We start from the raw sequence: 18,005 nt of genomic DNA on the forward strand, positions 1-18,005 counted from the left end.
GCAGCGTTAAGACATATTTGAGAAATGACAGACGTAAAAAAGCCCAGTCACCGGATGATGACTGGGCTTTTTTAGTGTTCGCTTATTAGTCTGATCTGATGCTATGCAAAAGGGCTAATAAGTGACGCCGAATAGTGGCGTCCCCAGGGGGATTCGAACCCCCGTTACCGCCGTGAAAGGGCGGTGTCCTAGGCCTCTAGACGATGGGGACGCATAGAGTGTTATAACCAGTGGTTACCAACGGTACTTCACAATATCAGATAGCTTATCTATTAATAATAGAGCAAGCCTTGCCTAGGTGCTGATATTGTCCTACTAGCGAGTATTTACGATTACGTTTCAGTAATACTGAGCGTTGCTATAAATAAGTATGGTGGAGCTAAACGGAGTCGAACCGTTGACCCCTTGCATGCCATGCAAGTGCTCTACCAACTGAGCTATAGCCCCTCGCTAAGAGTGTGCGTATTTTATGTAAGAGCGGCAGTCTTGTCAACCACTATTTTAAAAATAATGCATAAATATGCAAAAAAAAGCGTTTTAGCCTGTTGTAAAGGCCCAAGAAGCCCAAATTAGCGTGGATTTTGCTTAAGCGCGATTTCTTTGATGGCTTTATCGGTATAAAACTCTGCTTCGCTACCATCAGAAAAAATAATCGCACAGCATTCGGTTGGTACATATTGACCGCCTTTTTCTCGGATCGTTCTGATACCTCTAACACCAGTAATATTAAATTCGCCCAATTTATCTAGATTATCTTTGGTGTAACTACAGTAAGTGCGGTATATCCATTTTAAATCTTCAAAATCCTGACCTGTGGTTAGGGTAAGGTTTGCCTCAAAAAGCTCTTTTACGATGGTATCGTAGTATTTTTGCGCTTCTTTTAGGGTGTTAAACACATAATCTTTGCTTTCTATCGTGACAGTTTTGGCGGCCATGTTTATTTCCAATTAAAAATTTGATGATATGGAAGTAGGCGTATTGACTAACAACAAAAAAAGGGTCAGAGATGGCCTGACCCTTTTACATTCGACAAGTTTCGCTAATTAACTGTTTAGTTTAGAAGTTATTCAGCTTCTAAACTACTCAGCAGCAGCCAAAAAATCTGGCAATTCTGCCGCTTGTTTCTCTAATTTTTTCAGTTTCTTTTTACCGAGGCCGCCTAATACATCAACCGCATGACGTAAGCGAGTCAAGGTCATATCCGCACCGATAATCGCCATAGAATTCATCACTGGCGTCGATGAGGTGCTACCAGCAATCGCGATAAAGAACGGTGCCATAAAGTCACGCATTTTAATATCAAGATGCGCGGCAAGGCCTTTTAGCGTGGCGTAGATATTTTCTTCTGACCACGTTGGTAAGGTCTCAAGCTGCCAAAGCGCCAACTGTAGCATCTCAATGATTTGCTCAGGCGAGAGTGACTTATGGGTGAAGCTCTCAGCTGTGATATCAGGTAGGTTTTGGAAGTAGAAACCACCCCAATTGACCGCATCAGACAATAGCTCGATACGTGGCTGAATCGCAGCGGCGATAGCAGTCAGCTTGTCACTGTTACTGGCCCATTCAAGGATTTTATTCTTTAGCTCTTCAGGGGTGAGCGCGCGTAGCCACTCGCTATTGACCCAGTTGAGTTTTTCGATATCAAAAATCGGACCACCAAGCGACACACGTTGGATATCAAAGCTTGCAATCATCTCATCTAAGGTAAATTTCTCAGCATCATTGGGCATGGAGTAACCCATACGACCAAGATAGTTGAGCAACGCTTCAGGCAGCACGCCTGCATCACGATAGTAAGTGATCGATGTTGGGTTTTTACGCTTAGACAGTTTTGATTTGTCAGGGTTACGCAGTAGTGGCATATGGCAAAGGGTCGGCATTTCCCAACCAAAATAATCATACAGCAGTTGATGCTTGGGCGCAGAGTTCAGCCACTCTTCACCGCGCATGACGTGAGTGATTTCCATCAAGTGGTCATCGACGACGTTGGCGAGATGATAGGTTGGCATACCGTCTGTTTTTAGCAGTACTTGCATATCGACTTGGGTCCAAGGGAACTCAACCGTACCGCGTAGCATGTCTTGTACCTGACAAGTGCCTTCGGTCGGCACGCGCATACGAATCACGTGTGGTTTGCCCTCGCTTACTAATTGCTCGGTTTTTTCTGGAGCAAGATGGGCGCAGCGACCGTCATAACGCGGCGTCTTGCCATTGGCCATTTGCTCAGCGCGCATGGCATCGAGCTCTTCAGGGGTACAAAAACAGCGGAACGCATGGTCTTTTTCTATGAGTATCTCGGCGTGTTTTTTGTAGATATCGCTACGCTCGCTCTGACGATAAGGGGCGTGCGGGCCGCCAATATCTGGGCCCTCGCTCCAATCTAGACCAACCCAGTGCAAGGCATCTAAAATCATTTGCTCTGATTGCTCAGTCGAGCGCGTCTGGTCGGTATCTTCGATACGTAAGATAAATTCGCCGCCGTGCGCTTTGGCAAAAGCCAAGTTAAATAGGGCAATATAGGCAGTACCTACGTGTGGAAAGCCCGTGGGTGAAGGTGCGATACGCGTGCGCACTGGGCGCTTGCTGTCAGTAGAGGTTTGCATGATAAAAGTCTCAAAGTTTACTATCAATATAGGCTATTAGTATAAATAGCGATGAAAGATATGAAGAGGGTGCTAAAATATAGCGTTAGTATAACAGAGACATGTGATATTTTTAATGAAAAGCCCTTCTAGTGCTTGACTACCCGTGTATCCTTGCGATAATAATGCTAGGCAAGTCATAACTTGTTTATTTTCATCCAATTACTGGCCAGTATGGTCGTCATCTATTGAGTTGTTTGTGTCCCTATCAAAGTCTACGCCAAAATCGAAAGCCAGTCTTGCTCCCACTGACCGCACTGAATCAGCGCCCAGTCCATTCTCTAATGAGGATGTCACCATGCAAGATGAACCCTTAAACCCGACTCAATCCGATAGTGAGCGTGATATCACGTCTGATGAATTAAGTTTTGTCCATGATGCGGTACTGCTAGAGGAGACCGTAGCTGCCGTGCTAGGGGTAAAATCCCTACCCAAGCAAAAAGACGGCGACCAAAATGGCTTAAATATAAGCGGTATATACGTTGATGCGACCTTTGGTCGTGGCGGTCATAGCAGATTACTATTAAGTCAGCTTGCCGATGACGCCACACTGATTGTCTTTGACAAAGATCCGACAGCCATTAGTGTGGCGCAGGAATTGGCAAGTAAAGACAGCCGTGTGCATGTGGTTCATGACAGCTTTGCAACGTTGACAGATAGTCTGGCTGCTATGGGCATTAGTGAAGTGGATGGCTTGATGGCGGATTTGGGTATTTCATCACCGCAAATTGATGATGGTAGCCGCGGTTTTAGCTTTATGCGCGATGGGGCAGTGGACATGCGTATGGATACCAGTCGCGGCCAGCCAGTTGCCGAGTGGCTTGAGCAGGTTGACGATGAGACATTGGCCAATGTGCTTTATGAATTTGGTGAAGAGCGTCATAGTCGCCGTATTGCTCGCGCTATCAAGCAAATGGACAGCTACGAGTCTACGCTTGAGCTGGCAGAGGTAATCAAAGAGGCGCATCCCAATTGGCAACGCGGCAAGCACCCAGCCACGCAAAGCTTTCAGGCCATGCGTATTTTTATTAATAATGAGCTGGGCGATGTTGACGACTTTTTAGCGCAAAGTATTGCTATCTTAAAGTCAGGCGGGCAGCTTGCGGTGATTAGCTTCCATTCATTAGAAGATCGCCGCATCAAGCAGTTTTTGCAGCGACATAGCAAAGGGCAATATCCAGAAGATGAAAATCTACCGATGCCGCCCAATCGTCCGCGCTATTTTAGCAAGCCAAAACGCGTTGGCCCCAGCAAAGCTGAAACGAGCCAAAACCCGCGCGCGCGCAGTGCATGGTTGCGTATGGCAACTCGCACCGACACAGAGTATCAGCAGACGGCCGCGCCATAAATCATGGATGAAAACACTGAGTAAATCGCATATGATTGCTATTGTTTGTCTGAATGATGCATAAATGTCTTAATCGCTACGCCACTGTTAAAAAGCTGTAAATATTGTCTGTTAGGCTCAGCAAATAATTTTCCGTCATTTATTAGTTGAGAGTGTCTGAGATATCAAGCAACTCAGTCATTCTTTACTCTAAAATAACGTGATTATTTATTCGACCTATTCGACTTTGCAAGATAGCAGGTTTAGTAAGACAGCAGGTTTTGATATGACATATCGCTATAGCGGTAGGCTGTTGCCGCTATAAGACGGTCATCTTTGGTTTTATTTTTATCAATGGTATGGCTGAGCAATGATGCGTTCATTGCTTGCAGACCATTATCTACTTTATCGTTTACGTTCACTTTTTGAGATCGTCATGGCAATATCTGACAAACCTGCAAACCGCCGCGCCGCCGCGCCCTATAACACCGATATCGGCGAGCTATTCGTGCGTCGGTTCAATGTGGTGAGCATTTATGTGGTCGTATTACTGCTGTTGGCAGCCGCAATCGTATGGAGCGGCATCAAGACTGCCGAAGCCGTTCAGCAATATCATCAGGATTATAAAACCTTGCAAGACATGAAAAAACAAGAGCGTAAGCTACAAATAGAACATCAGCGTCTATTGATTGAACAGCAAACCTTTAGTGCCACACCGCAAATCGCCAGTCGTGCAGTGGCGGAATTGGGTATGTACTCACCGACACTAAAGGATAAGCTGATTATTCAGCCTGGTGTCGCCACCGCCTTGGCACCAGTAGTCTCTGATGACGACGATGAGTTAGATTTAGATGTGGTCGGACCACGAGCTTCTACCGATATCTCCCCTGAAGAACCGGTAGCGGAGGCAGGACAATGAGCGACAAAAAACCTAAATCCACATCAGCAAAAAATACCAGCAAAAAACCAGCCATTGGCAAGGTGACCAAACCATTACGCCGTGCGAGCGCTGCCAAATCTGGACAAACGAGTGATAAAGCGGCAGGCAGTCGTAAAGCCAAATTATTTGATCGTATCAAAAAGAGTGACACGAAAGGGACGCATACTAGTGCCAGAAACCCAAAGAGTAAAAGAGGGTTTTTGGGCAAAGCCTCTGGCGCGTCCTCTCGTGGCGGCTTTGAGCAGGATAAAAACCGTTTTCGTACCGTTTGGGGTTTGGCGCTGGTTATATTGGTGCTATTGATTGGCCGTGCCTACTATATTCAGGTGGCCAACGCGCAGTTTTATCAAGACAAAGGTAATGAGCTCATTACCAGTGAGCGCACGCAAAAATCCTATCGCGGTATGATTACCGACCGTAATGATTTACCACTTGCAGTGAGCGCACCGCTGGCGACCGTGTCATTTAGCCCGCATGATTACGCGAGCGAATACTACGAGCTCAAACGTATTATCTTGACCAATCCTAACAGTCCACAATTGCAGGCGCGTATGCAAAAGCGTTTGGACAATATGGATCTGACGACGCTGGCTGCGGCTGCCAACATCTCTGTCGATGAGCTAAAAAAAGCCACGGCAATCGATGACAGTATTGATGTGACCGATGAAGCAGCAGTCAAAGCGGCGCTGCCGTCTGGTGCAGGCTCGCATTATTTACCCCTTCTCAATAAAGTCACACCTGAGATTGCGCAAAGTGTTAGCTCGCTTGATTTCCCTGGTGTCCATGAGAAAAACTTCTTTCAGCGTTATTATCCGCAGCCGCAATCTAATGCGCAGTTGTTAGGGTTTATGGGGCAAAACGCCAATGACCCTGAGGGTGGTTATGAAGGACGTGCTGGTATTGAGCGCCAGTATGAAAAAGATTTAGCAGGTGATGATGGCAAGGTGCTTGTTTTAAAAGATGCCAAACAAAACAGCTTAAAAGAGATCAAGCAACTTGAGCCTGAGATACCAGGCAAAGATGTAGCGCTGACGATTGATTCGCGGTTGCAATATTTGCTCTACAAAGAGCTAGAAAAAGCAGGGCGTCTGCAAAAAGCGCGCTGGTCGACGGGTATGATCGTCGACGTACAGACTGGTGAAGTACTGGCGCTCTCCACATGGCCATCATTCAACTCAAACAATCTCAATGAGATGACAGGTGAAAACCAGCGTAACCGTGCGCTATTAGATGTGTTTGAACCAGGTTCGGTGATGAAGCCCTTTACCGTTGCCGCCGCTCTAGACTCAGGCAAATATACGCCGACCACTTTAATTGATACCAACCCAGGCTCAATTCGCGTGCGTGGCTATACCATCCGCGATCATAATAACTTGGGCATGATCAACATGGCGACACTATTACAGAAGTCTAGTAACGTGGCTTCAACTAAGATTGCGTTGTCGCTACCGCCTGATGCCATTACTAATATGCAACGACAGTTTGGCTTTGGTTCAAAAACACCTTTACAGTTCCCAGGTGAGGGCAGTGGTCTGATTGTGACGCCAAAAGAGAAAGAAACCTCACGCCGTGCGACAGTCAGCTATGGTTATGGTTTACAAGTGACACTAGCGCAGGTAGCGCAGGCTTATTCAGCCCTCGCAGCAGGCGGAGTGATGCACCCGTTGACTTTGATTAAGAACGACAAACCGCAACCAAGCAAACGAATTATGGCCCGCGAGCAGGCGATGTCTATTGTACAGATGCTTGAGAGCGTGACCGAGGCAGGTGGAACAGCTAGAGCCGCCGCCATTGACGGATACCGTGTGGCAGGCAAGACTGGTACCTCGCGCCGTATCAATCCAGAAGGTGGTTACTATACTGATCAGTATCGTAACGTCTTTGCTGGTATGGCACCAGCGTCTAATCCAAAGCTTGTGGGCGTCATGCTTATTGAAGATCCGCGCGGTCAGATTTATGCGGGTCTAACGGTCGCACCTGTGTTCCACAATGTGATGAAAGAAGCGTTACGATTATATAATGTGCCTTTAGATAAGCCGCTCAAAACAGAACCACAGTAGGCGTTCAATGATTTTAAGTAGTCAGCTCTTTAAGGGCTGATTTGTATTAACTGTTTAGGATTTGCTCATGACCATGCCTACCTTATCGCCAAATAGCGCCACTGTTACGACGGCCACTCTACAGCAGCTTATCGATACGAGCGGTAGCAGGCTGGCGCAACAGCTAACCGCGATGATCGCAGCATCGGTTCAACAGGCACCGAGTCAGTCAGGGGCGGATCAGATTCAATCGATTGCTCATATTCCTTTTCAGCAGTTCCAACTAGACAGCCGTCAACTATCCAATAATGACGTATTCATCCTTTTAAAAAGCCACAATCCAAATTACCAAAAGAGCCGAAATTATTTGCTACAAGCCGCTGAGAAGGCTGTTTTTGTCCTCTCAGAGATGGATCCTGCTGCCTTGATTAGCGAAGCAAATACCCCTCTGAAGATGGATGGTGATTCTAACGCACAGCAGCAATTAGCGCAGCAATTAGCAGCGCTGCCGTGCCCAATCTTATACGTTCCTAATATTCGTGATTTCTTAGGCAGCTTAATCCAAGCATATTTGCAATATCAGCAGCCAGTGACCCTGCCAAAGGTAGTCGCTGTCACGGGCACCAATGGTAAAACCACCATCAGTCAATTGGTGGCGCAATTGACGCAATTAACAGGTATGAGCAGTGCAGTGATGGGTACGGCAGGTAATGGTCGCCTTGGCGCTTTGGTACAAGCCAGTCATACCACTGGAGACGCCTTAGCTGTACAGCAGTTTTTGTATCAAATGGGCACCGAAAATGCTGAAATATTGGCATTAGAGGCCAGCTCTCATGGTCTGGATCAGCAGCGTTTACAAGGCGTGCCAGTTAGCATTGCTATTTATACCAATCTGAGTCGTGACCACTTAGACTATCATGCTGATATGGAAGAATACGCGTCTGCCAAAGCCAAGCTGTTTGATAAAGCTCACTTCCCAGATTTGACCCATGCCATCATCAACGTCGATGATGAACATGCTCAGATTATGTTGGATACAGCCACTGCTAGTGACTTGACGGTATGGACGTACAGTCTAGAGCCTGCAACATCTGCTACTTTTGTCGCTGCTGATATCGAGCCAAGTCTACAGGGCGTCAAGATAAGTCTGCGTACTGACTTTAATGATAAAACAGTTGGTGATGAGAAAACGGATATTATCGAGATTGTCAGTCCATTACTCGGCCGCTTTAATGTTGCTAATTTGCTTGCCGCTATCGCAGCAGCAGTAGCGACTGGTACTGTTGCTGGTACTAAGTCTGCGTCTGCTACTGATTCAAATGTGGATATTGGACGCATTGCGACTGCGGTCACGCAGCTACAAGGTGCAGTTGGGCGTATGCAGCGCGTGTCATCGAATGATGGCTGTTTTATCGTTGATTATGCGCATACGCCAGATGCCTTAAGTCAAGTGCTGGCGAGCCTGAAAACTCACTGTAAAGGCCAGCTATGGGCAGTGTTTGGTTGTGGCGGTGACCGTGATGCAGGTAAGCGCCCACTGATGGCGCAAGCGGGCCTCACAGGTGCTGATCAAGTTGTCTTGACCGCTGACAATCCACGTACCGAAGACCCTAATGCCATCTTACAGGATATGCAGGCTGGGATGAGCGCTGAGCAATATCAACGTACGCATATAGAACCTGCTCGCCAAAAGGCCATTGAATATGCCGTCAGTCAGGCAGGTCCAGACGATATTGTCGTCATCGCTGGTAAAGGCCATGAGACCTATCAAGAGATTAACAACGTCCGTTACGATTTTGATGACAGTGTGATTTTGCAGCAGGCGTTAGCGCAAGCGGGCCGTATATAGTCGAGTGATTATCGATACCCCTATTATCAAAAAATTAAACATTAAATATAAAAATTGAGTAGTCATTATACAAGGTAACCATTATGACAGCCGACAACGATAACACCATCCAGTCGCAAGGGCTTTATGTCTGGCAAATGGATAATATGCTCGAGGCGACAGCGTCGCTCGATGGTCACTGGCAATTGCCACAAGACTATACAGATGCAGGCCAGCCAGCCCTAGCCAGTCAGCGTATTGCGACCGACACTCGTACGATAAAGCCTGGTGATATCTTTTTGGCGTTAAGTGGTGAGAACTTCGATGGTCATGACTATATCGATATGGCAGCATCAAAAGGTGCCATTGCTGTCATTGTGTCTCGTCCTATCTTATCTGAGTCAAATGCGATTCCGCAGCTGGTTGTCAGTGATACCCGTTTGGCGTTAGGGCAGCTGGCAAGCTATCGTCGTCAGCAGCATAAAGATCTGACCGTGATAGCGATTACTGGCTCTAGCGGTAAAACCACCTGCAAAGAAATGCTAGGTAGCATTTTTGGTCGACTGGCACCGACATTGATTACCCGTGGTAACCTCAATAATGATTTGGGTGTGCCAATGATGCTGCTTGAGTTATCAGACCATCATCGTTATGCCATTTTAGAGTTAGGTGCCAACCATATTGGTGAGATCGCCTATACGACCGAGATTGTGCGTCCTGATGTGGCCTGTATCCTAAATATTGGTACGGCTCATCTGGGTGAGTTCGGTAGCCGTGAAGGTATTTGCCAAACCAAGGCGGAGATTTATCACACCTTAACGGATGCGCAGTTTGCGATTGTTCCTGATAAAGACGATTTTACCAATCAGTTACGCCGCATTGCTGAAAAGCACACGTCACATGTGATTGGGTTTGGTAATACCGATGTCAGCGCGAGCCATTTAGATGTAGAACCAGAGCGTAGTGAGTTTAAGCTACATATCGGTAATCAGATTCATGATATCAATTTGCCATTAGCAGGCGAACACAATGTCAATAATGCTTTGGCTGCTGCAGCCTGTGCGCATGCATTAAATATCAACGTCAGTGATATTGTTATCGGCCTTGAAAACGCGCGTCCAGCCAAAGGTCGTCTGAACAGTCAAATACTGGGTAAGCACCGCCTGATTGATGATACGTATAACGCCAACCCACACTCGGTACGTGCCGCTGCCAAAGTCTTGGCTGCGCAAACGGGTACGCAAGTGATGGTGTTGGGTGATATCGGCGAGCTAGGAGAGGCGGCAGTTAGTGAGCATCAAAGCCTCGGCCGTACTATCGCGACCACAGGTATCGATGTGCTGCTCTGTGTTGGCGAATATGCCAAGGCCACCGTTGCTGGTGCGAAAGAGGTTGCTGATATCAATGCTCAGGCATTCGCAGACAAAGACAGTTTATTACAGTATTTACAGCCGTATTTGCAAGCGCAACAAGCCAAGCCTTGTACTGTGTTGTTCAAAGGCTCGCGTTCCATGACAATGGAAACACTTATTCATGCGCTAGTAGAGGAGTAGGCGGTGTTAGTTTGGTTGTTTGGCTGGCTTGGCCAGTATTATACGCCGTTTTCTGCGGTTTCTTCGTTGACGTTGCGAGCGCTGCTTGCGGTTATCACTGCCCTCGCATTTAGTATGTTTTTTGGCGGGCGTGTCATTCAGCACCTGCGTTCACTCAAATACGGTCAGGCCATACGTAATGATGGGCCTCAATCGCATTTGGTCAAGACCGGTACGCCAACCATGGGCGGGGTATTGATTCTTAGTGCTATTGGGGTATCGACTCTGCTATGGGCACGTTTGAACAATCCTTATGTGTGGATTTTGCTCGTTGTTATGGTGATCTTCGGTGCTGTAGGGTGGGCGGATGATTGGCTCAAAATCAAGTATAAAGATCCCAAAGGTCTGATTGCGCGCAAGAAATATTTTTGGTTGTCGATGGGCGCATTATTCGTCGGCGTCTCTTTATACTACATCGCCACACTACAGCCGGATATCAACACCACTCGCGAGATGCAGGATTTACTACTGCCCGTCTTTAAAAACTGGATCATTCCTTTCTCCGCGCTACCTTTTGGTATTGGGTTTATTATCTTTACCTATTTTGTGATTAATGGCGCTTCTAATGCCGTCAATTTAACCGATGGTTTGGATGGTTTGGCCATCTTGCCGGTGGTGCTGGTGGCGGCAGGTTTGGGCGCGATGGCTTATGTCTCAGGTGATGTGCGTTTTGCTGACTACTTGCATGTGCCTTATATCGCTTATAACTCTGAGGTCATCATTGTCTGTGGTTCGATGATTGGGGCAGGCTTGGGCTTTTTGTGGTTTAACGCCCATCCAGCCCAAGTATTTATGGGTGATGTCGGAGCACTGGCACTGGGCGCGATGCTCGGTACCATCGCGGTCATGACTCGTCAAGAGATTGCCTTTGCCATTATGGGTGGTTTGTTTGTCGCAGAAGCACTGTCGGTGATGCTACAGGTTGGCTCATATAAGCTGCGCAAAAAACGCGTCTTTCGTATGGCGCCACTGCATCATCATTTTGAAGAGATTGGCTGGAAAGAAACACAAGTGGTGGCACGCTTTTGGATTATTGCCATTATCCTTGTAATCTTAGGGCTAATGACGCTAAAACTGCGCTAACTATTTTTTAACAAGCTGATGTTTTAGCAAACTGAGTCTTTTGGTTCAGCGCTCTGCAAAAGCCATCTCATCGTGTTTGAGGTGGCTTTTTTGGTTCTGTCTCTTATTGCTAAGTGAGGGTTTTATGCCGCAGCTGAAGTAAACTTTGCTAAAATGACGGCCATACTTGACTGATTTTGAGAAACCTGTGTCGTTATTTATTTGTCCCCTTTGCCAGTCACCCATGCAGCCTGCAGCCGATACGTGGCGCTGTGATGGCAGCTTGCATCCAAAGCAGACCAAGCACCCTTTTGATGTGGCGCGTCAAGGCTATGTCAATTTGTTACCAGTACAACAAAAAAAGTCCAAAACGCCAGGAGACAGTCAAGCCTCTATCGAAGCGCGGCAGCGGTTTTTGGTCGCAGGACATTATCAGCCATTACAGGCTTTGCTTGAGCAGCAAATGAGGCAGCTACTCGGGCAAAGTGATACTGCCGCAAATTGGCTGGATGTCGGTTGCGGTGAGGGCTATTATACCCAAGCAATGGCGCAGATAGACGGTATAGCATCGCTGCTAGCGGCTGACATCAGCAAGCCTGCCGTCTCTACTCTCGCCAAAGCAAGCAAAGCGGCAGGGCAGCTGTGGTATCAGCAGCCCAAAGAGGGTGCGACTCAGACGGCGGTATATCCACTAGTGACCAGCGCCGCACATCTACCGTTACGCTCTCATAGTGTGACGGGTATTAGCAGTATTTTTAGTCCTATTTTACCTGAAGCGTTCGCTGAGGTATTGGCCGATGATGGTTATTTAATCATTGCCAAACCAGATGCCGGACACTTGGCGACGATGCGAGATGCCTTATTTGATGATGTGCGCGAGCATGATTCTGATAAGTTTTTACATGAGTTGGCGCCATACTTTACGTTGATGGGAACTGACCATGTTAGTACAGAGATGACATTATCAGCGGATGATTTGGCTGATTTAATGACCATGACCCCGTATGCCTACCGCGCACGTAGTGAAAAAAGACAAGCGTTGCTGACAGCAGTAGAGAAAGCATCATTCAAAACAGAGGCAAAATTCGTGGTTTATATTTTGCAAAAAAAAGCGTCCATTTGAGCGCCTTTTAATATTTTTGTTACGGCATCTGCCGATTAGTATTCTTGTAGTAGCCAACCGCTACCAAAGGCAAAATACTCTCGAAACCATGCATTGTAGCGAATAGACAATGGTGTTGGGCTGGCAAGCGTGATTGGTTGCGTATAACCTTGATGGAGGGCAATCGCCGCTGCGCGAATGGTATGAAAATCGCTGGTCACAATCGCAATCGGTACCTCTTTATCAATACCATGCTGTTCAAGTATGATTTGGCTGTACGCCAAATTCTCCTCAGTACTGGTGCTTTTGCCTTCTTGATAAATACGATCTAGTGAAATATCATGGGTTTGCGCCAAGTAAGTCGCCATGATGTCCGCCTCACTGCGCGTGCGCTCATAGCCCACACCGCCACTCGTAATAATGAGTGCCTGTGGCTGCTGCTCAATCAGTTGTGCTGCCGTATCCAAGCGGCTGGCAAGGGTAGGCGTTGGTTTGCCATCGACCGCCCCCGAGCCGAGCACGATGATAGCTGCTACTGGCGGCAGATCTTGTGTGCTGTGTTTGATCTGCTGCTGTAGCGAATACATAAAAATTAAAAAGCTGGCGAGCCATAACCCAAACGCTAGCCACAATCCGTACCAAATACGTCGCAGTAAAGGATTCTTAGCAAGTATTTTTGTAATTAAAGGAGCACCTAGTCCATGCCCTACAAAAACTACGCCTATCAAAAAAGGCAGCACTGTACCAAAATTAATCTTATCAACAGCCATCAAAGTAACGCAGTCGATAATGAGTATCGCCCCAATTACAGTTAATAAAACACGTAATAACCCACACATAAATTTGTTATCCAATCAGCGCTGATAGAAGAGTTGAGCTGTGTATAGTTGTCAGATGCTAAGCGCTATAAATTCTTTGTACGCCTGCCAAAAGCATCATACATAGGCGGATAGGCTCAGTCGATACCAGCCAATAGTGCAACTCTGTAGCTTTCTACCGCCTAATGTGTAAATGCGCTTAGTAGTGGTAACAATCGCAACCTTTCTTCAAGTTTCATAAAGCTACTTAATACGAGAACCAGTTATCATTTTCTTTGTCGATAGAGCGATGCATTATCGTGATACTTCATAAGGTATCTTTAATCATCATTTATTAATATGAATTACATTAGGAAAAAACAATGAAAAAGATAATAGTAAGTTCGATTCTAGCCGCTACCGCTTGTTTATCTATGGTTAGTCAAGCCAATGCTGCACCAAATTATTCACAACACCATGCGTCTCAAGTACAACACCAAAAACATGGTAACAAAGCAGATAGCAAGGCAGATAGTAAGCATAAAGTTGTCAAAAATAAGGCAAAGGACTCTCACTATAGATCAAAGGCGGCAGCTGCTAAATATAAGGTGAAAGGTAAATATCAAGGTAAAAATACTCATGAACATCGTTCTTAAAACTAACCTTCGATAATCCAAAAATGACGCCTTAAATGGGCGTTATTTTTTAATGGTATATACAGTAAAAAAAGAGACCATTAATGGGTCTCTTTTTTGGTTAATTTCTCATACTAAATTTTATTTCGGGTCATTTCACCGTTAACCAATCTCAAGATATTGAACGGATTCTCATCTTTTAATGCTTCTGGCAATAAGCTTTGGGGGTAGTTTTGATAACAAACAGGACGTAGGTAACGATCAATTGCCAGCGTTCCGACCGAAGTGCCGCGTGCATCGGATGTTGCAGGATAAGGTCCGCCATGAACCATTGCCTCACAGACCTCTACACCTGTTGGATAACCGTTTAATAGTAGGCGTCCAGCTTTTTCTTCTAATACAGGTACCACGTCTGCGAATTCAGAAAAATCCGCTTCATCAGCAATCAAAGCAGCTGTCAGTTGGCCGTTCATGCTACTGAGTGCTTGAATCAGCTGTGCTTTGTCTTTGACTTCAATGACTATCGTAGCAGGACCAAAAATCTCTTCTTGTAGCAACTGATTGCCTGCCAGCAGTAACTCCACATCTGCTTTAAACAGTTGCGGCTGCGCTTGATTGCCTTGTTGAGGCTGTCCGGCTAAATGCTGGAACCCTTCATGTGTCATCAAATCTTCCAAACCTAATGAGTAGCTCTCTAACGTTCCTGCATTTAACATGGTTTGTGCAGGTTTGGCATCGATGATAGTTGTCAGATTTTCAATAAATTGGCTGTATTCAGGTGACTTAATCCCAATGATTAAACCAGGATTGGTACAAAACTGTCCACAGCCCATCACGACAGAATCTGCTAAGTCTTGAGCAATGCTATCCCCACGATTTTTTAAGGCAGCGGGCAGCATGAGCATAGGATTGATACTGCTCATTTCTGCAAATACTGGAATGGGATTGGGGCGAGCGGCTGCCATCGCACTTAAGGCTTGACCACCTTTTAGCGAGCCTGTAAAACCAACCGCTTGAATCAAGGGATGTTTTACTAGCGCTTCACCGACACCACTGCCATAAACCATACTAAACACGCCTTTAGGCATATTGGTGCTTGCAACCGCTCTATCGATCGCTTGTGCTACTTGATCCGCTGTTACCATATGTCCGCTATGTGCTTTGACCACGACAGGGCAGCCTGCCGCTAACGCAGAAGCGGTATCACCGCCCGCTGTCGAAAAGGCTAAAGGAAAGTTACTTGCCCCAAATACAGCAATCGGACCGACCCCTATCTTCACTTGACGCAAATCTACACGCGACATAGGCTCACGTTCAGGCAGTGCCGTATCAATACGCGCCCCTAAATAGTCACCGCGGCGTAGCACTTTAGCGAATAAACGCATTTGACCACTGGTACGACCACGCTCTCCTTGTAAACGTGCAAGTGGTAGCGCGGTCTCTTGTGAAATATCGTCGAGAAAGTCTTGCCCCAGCGCATCTAGTTCATCGGCAATCGCTTCTAAGAATAACGCGCGCTGTTCAGGTGATGTATTACGATAGCTTTTAAACGCTTCACTGGCCGCTTCACATGCCTGATTGACCTCTTCTTCAGTCGCTTGATGAAACTCATAAGCCAAGGCTTCTCTTGTGCTAGCATTAACGCTTCGTAAGACTTTGCTGCCGAGCGCACTGCGTTGACCTGCAATAAAATTATGTCCGATGACCATAGTATTCTCCTTAGAGGGTTTTAACTGAACCAATGGATAGCTCAGGTTGAGTATGTGCAATCTTATTTTTTAAAGAATGACCAAATTCTTTTATCTCAATCTCAAACTCATCACCGACTTGGGTTTGCATACCGTCTGCAAATGACAGCGTCGCCGTACCAAAATAATGAATATGTACATCACCTGGTTTTAAGAATTGCTGATATTTAAAATGGTGGTATTCAAGATTGACTAGGCTATGACACATATTGTCTTCACCTGATAAAAATTCTTTTTCCCAAATCACGTTACCATCACGGCGTAGACGACTGGTGCCGACCAAACGTTTTGGCAGCTCACCTGTACGTAACTCTGGACCATAACTACAAAAACGTAATTTAGAATGTGCAAGATATAAGTAGTTTCGACGTTCCATGATGTGATCAGAAAACTCATTACCCATAGCAAAGCCAATTCGATAAGGTTTTGAATCTGGACCAATCACATATAAACCTGCAATTTCAGGTTCTTCGCCGCCATCCTCTGCAAAATTAGGCAGAGGCAAATCTGCACCAGGACGAACCACAATAGAGCCATCGCCTTTATAGAACCATTCAGGTTGCGCGCCCACCTCACCGTCAGCAGGTTTGCCTTTTTCAATCCCTAATTGAAAAATGCGCATGGTGTCGGTCACTGATGCGGTATCCGTTACGTTCTGTTGGTGCATTTTGTCACGAGTAGACGCTGAGCCTAGATGGGTCAAACCCGTCCCTGAGACAAAACAATGCGCGGTATCTGGATGATCTAAAGGCGCAAGTACCTGTAAGTTGTCTAGTAGTTGTGCGTAGTCATAGTTCTCAGAGGCGAAGCCTAATTGTTCGATTTGTTGCTCTAGGCTCAGTGTGTTTTCGATTGCCATTAATGCTAAGTCTCGAACCGTCGTCACCTGATTGATTGGCTTGACAGTATTGTTTTCGACAATGCCAACCGCACGCTGCTGATCTTGGGTTTCAAATTGAATAATATTCATGATTAATGTCCTTAGTACGCTTGTTCGCTAACGGTTGTTTTTTCAGATTTCTTTTTTTCAAATTTGGCGTAGACGAAATAAGTCAAAATCAAGCCAAATACCATCACCACAGAGAGAAAATACAAGCCCGCTGCCATGTGCCCGGTGTATTCCTTTAATAAACCAATGCCATAAGGTCCCAAATAACCGCCCAAGTTACCTACTGAGTTGATCAAGGCAATACCAGCTGCCGCACTGCTACCTGTTAAGAAACGGCCTGGCAGTGTCCAAAAAACAGCCGTTGTCGAAAACAAGCAAAACGCGACGGCAGATAGAGCAACCAATTGCAGGACAGGAGAGGTGAGCCAAGCACTTAGGAACATGGCAAAGGCACCTACCGCATAAAGAAAACCAAGATGCCCATAACGGTCATTTAAACGGTCCGTACTACGCGGAATAATCAGTAATCCGACAACTCCGAAAAGATAAGGAATACTCGACAAGAAGCCAACTCGTAGATCGCTACCACCACCAAACTGCTTGATAATCGTAGGTAGCCATAGATTTAAGCCATAAATACTCAAGGTGACAGGTAGGTAATACAGCGCAAGGAGTAACACACGTTTGTCTTTTAGTGCATGTAAAGGATTGGCATGCCTTGTTTGCTCATACTCAGACTCATCTTTAACCAATTCATTTTGCAACCAACTTTTTTGCTCTGTGGTTAACCAGTTGGCTGTTTTAATATCATCTGGCAAATATAAGTACGTGGGTAGCGCCAAAAGAACAGCAGGTAAACCAACGGCTATGAACAACCATTGCCAGCCATGCATGTTTGCCATGCCATCCATACCTAGTAAGGCACCGGACAACGGCCCTGCAATAACCATGGCAATCGGCTGCGACAGCACGAACATACCCATGATTTTGCCGCGGTGACGCACTGGGAACCATTGGGTAATCAAATATAGAATACCAGGGAAAAATCCTGCCTCAGCAACACCTAGCAAGAACCTAAGTGCATAGAAGCTCTTAGGGCCTTGGGTAAGCGCCATCGCCATGGTGATCAAACCCCATGTCAATAAAATACGAGTGAACCACTTACGTGCCCCAAATTTGGCCAATAGTAAGTTGCTTGGCACCTCAAACATGAAGTAACCAATAAAGAATAAGCCTGCGCCAAATCCATAAGCGGCGTCACCGATACCAACATCAGCTCCCATATGTAGATGGGCAAAGCCGACTGCACCGCGATCAATATAAGCGACCACATAAAGCAAAATTAATGCAGGGATTAATCTGTAGGTCACTGTTCGTATAACGTTCTTTTCGAAATCCATATCC

At 46.2% G+C, this 18,005-nt stretch carries 15 protein-coding genes and 2 tRNA genes; 8 read left to right on the forward strand and 9 right to left on the reverse strand.

The genetic code is table 11. The annotated features are described in order from the left end of the window. Positions 1–135: 135 nt before the first annotated feature. The 4 genes from AS194_RS00110 to gltX form a co-directional block, all read right to left on the reverse strand. A tRNA-Glu gene (locus AS194_RS00110) sits at positions 136–211 on the reverse strand. A 160-nt stretch (positions 212–371) separates the two neighbouring features. After that, positions 372–447, reverse strand: a tRNA-Ala gene (locus AS194_RS00115). 122 nt (positions 448–569) lie between these two features. Further along, on the reverse strand, positions 570–935 hold the full coding sequence (locus tag AS194_RS00120; RefSeq protein ID WP_058023472.1) for a hypothetical protein: 366 nt from the start codon (positions 933–935) through the stop codon (positions 570–572). 144 nt (positions 936–1,079) lie between these two features. Next, on the reverse strand, positions 1,080–2,606 hold the full coding sequence (gene gltX, locus AS194_RS00125; protein ID WP_083499552.1) for a glutamate--tRNA ligase: 1,527 nt from the start codon (positions 2,604–2,606) through the stop codon (positions 1,080–1,082). A 334-nt stretch (positions 2,607–2,940) separates the two neighbouring features. On the opposite strand from gltX, the gene rsmH reads away from it, so the two are divergent. After that, a complete protein-coding gene (gene rsmH, locus AS194_RS00130) occupies positions 2,941–3,990 on the forward strand; it encodes a 16S rRNA (cytosine(1402)-N(4))-methyltransferase RsmH (RefSeq protein ID WP_058023474.1) in 1,050 nt (349 codons plus the stop codon). Positions 3,991–4,232: 242 nt separating this feature from the next. Here the strand turns inward: rsmH and AS194_RS13670 are convergent, their stop codons facing one another. Next, positions 4,233–4,391 carry a hypothetical protein gene (locus tag AS194_RS13670; RefSeq protein WP_156770989.1) on the reverse strand — a complete coding sequence of 53 codons (159 nt, stop codon included), beginning with the start codon at positions 4,389–4,391 and terminating at the stop codon, positions 4,233–4,235. A 14-nt stretch (positions 4,392–4,405) separates the two neighbouring features. Between AS194_RS13670 and AS194_RS00135 the strand changes: the two genes are divergently transcribed. From AS194_RS00135 to AS194_RS00160, 6 genes are all read left to right on the forward strand, one after another. Continuing rightward, complete coding sequence (locus tag AS194_RS00135) at positions 4,406–4,888, forward strand: cell division protein FtsL (RefSeq protein ID WP_058023569.1); 483 nt, start codon at positions 4,406–4,408, stop codon at positions 4,886–4,888. Beyond that, the gene (locus AS194_RS00140) at positions 4,885–6,969 is read left to right on the forward strand and encodes a peptidoglycan D,D-transpeptidase FtsI family protein (RefSeq protein ID WP_058023475.1); all 2,085 of its coding nucleotides are present in this window, start codon (positions 4,885–4,887) and stop codon (positions 6,967–6,969) included. Before AS194_RS00135 ends, AS194_RS00140 begins: the two co-directional genes overlap by 4 nt. Positions 6,970–7,036: 67 nt before the next feature. Next, a complete protein-coding gene (locus AS194_RS00145; RefSeq protein ID WP_058023476.1) occupies positions 7,037–8,797 on the forward strand; it encodes a UDP-N-acetylmuramoyl-L-alanyl-D-glutamate--2,6-diaminopimelate ligase in 1,761 nt (586 codons plus the stop codon). 83 nt (positions 8,798–8,880) lie between these two features. Next, positions 8,881–10,329 (forward strand): UDP-N-acetylmuramoyl-tripeptide--D-alanyl-D-alanine ligase, encoded by a 1,449-nt coding sequence (locus AS194_RS00150; RefSeq protein ID WP_058023477.1) that lies wholly within the window; start codon positions 8,881–8,883, stop codon positions 10,327–10,329. Positions 10,330–10,332: 3 nt separating this feature from the next. Continuing rightward, on the forward strand, positions 10,333–11,451 hold the full coding sequence (gene mraY / locus AS194_RS00155) for a phospho-N-acetylmuramoyl-pentapeptide-transferase (protein ID WP_058023478.1): 1,119 nt from the start codon (positions 10,333–10,335) through the stop codon (positions 11,449–11,451). A gap of 166 nt (positions 11,452–11,617) precedes the next feature. Then, positions 11,618–12,553, forward strand: coding sequence for a putative RNA methyltransferase (locus tag AS194_RS00160; RefSeq protein ID WP_319822859.1), 936 nt, complete (start codon positions 11,618–11,620; stop codon positions 12,551–12,553). 35 nt (positions 12,554–12,588) lie between these two features. Here AS194_RS00160 and AS194_RS00165 read toward each other — a convergent pair whose 3' ends face one another. Beyond that, the gene (locus AS194_RS00165) at positions 12,589–13,371 is read right to left on the reverse strand and encodes a YdcF family protein (protein WP_058023480.1); all 783 of its coding nucleotides are present in this window, start codon (positions 13,369–13,371) and stop codon (positions 12,589–12,591) included. A gap of 341 nt (positions 13,372–13,712) precedes the next feature. Between AS194_RS00165 and AS194_RS00170 the strand changes: the two genes are divergently transcribed. Then, positions 13,713–13,985, forward strand: a complete 273-nt coding sequence (locus AS194_RS00170; protein WP_058023481.1) for a hypothetical protein — start codon at positions 13,713–13,715, stop codon at positions 13,983–13,985. A gap of 113 nt (positions 13,986–14,098) precedes the next feature. On the opposite strand, the gene AS194_RS00175 is transcribed toward AS194_RS00170, so the two are convergent. From AS194_RS00175 to AS194_RS00185, 3 genes are read right to left on the reverse strand one after another with little or no spacing between them, the layout of a single operon-like run. Beyond that, positions 14,099–15,673, reverse strand: a complete 1,575-nt coding sequence (locus tag AS194_RS00175) for an aldehyde dehydrogenase (NADP(+)) (RefSeq protein WP_058023482.1) — start codon at positions 15,671–15,673, stop codon at positions 14,099–14,101. 10 nt (positions 15,674–15,683) lie between these two features. Beyond that, positions 15,684–16,682 carry an AraD1 family protein gene (gene araD1, locus AS194_RS00180; RefSeq protein ID WP_058023483.1) on the reverse strand — a complete coding sequence of 333 codons (999 nt, stop codon included), beginning with the start codon at positions 16,680–16,682 and terminating at the stop codon, positions 15,684–15,686. Between the two features lie 11 nt (positions 16,683–16,693). Next, complete coding sequence (locus AS194_RS00185; RefSeq protein ID WP_058023484.1) at positions 16,694–18,001, reverse strand: MFS transporter; 1,308 nt, start codon at positions 17,999–18,001, stop codon at positions 16,694–16,696. Positions 18,002–18,005: the final 4 nt, after the last annotated feature.

The sequence above is a fragment of the Psychrobacter piscatorii genome, from assembly GCF_001444505.1.
GTDB classification, from domain to species: Bacteria; Pseudomonadota; Gammaproteobacteria; order Pseudomonadales; family Moraxellaceae; genus Psychrobacter; species Psychrobacter piscatorii_B.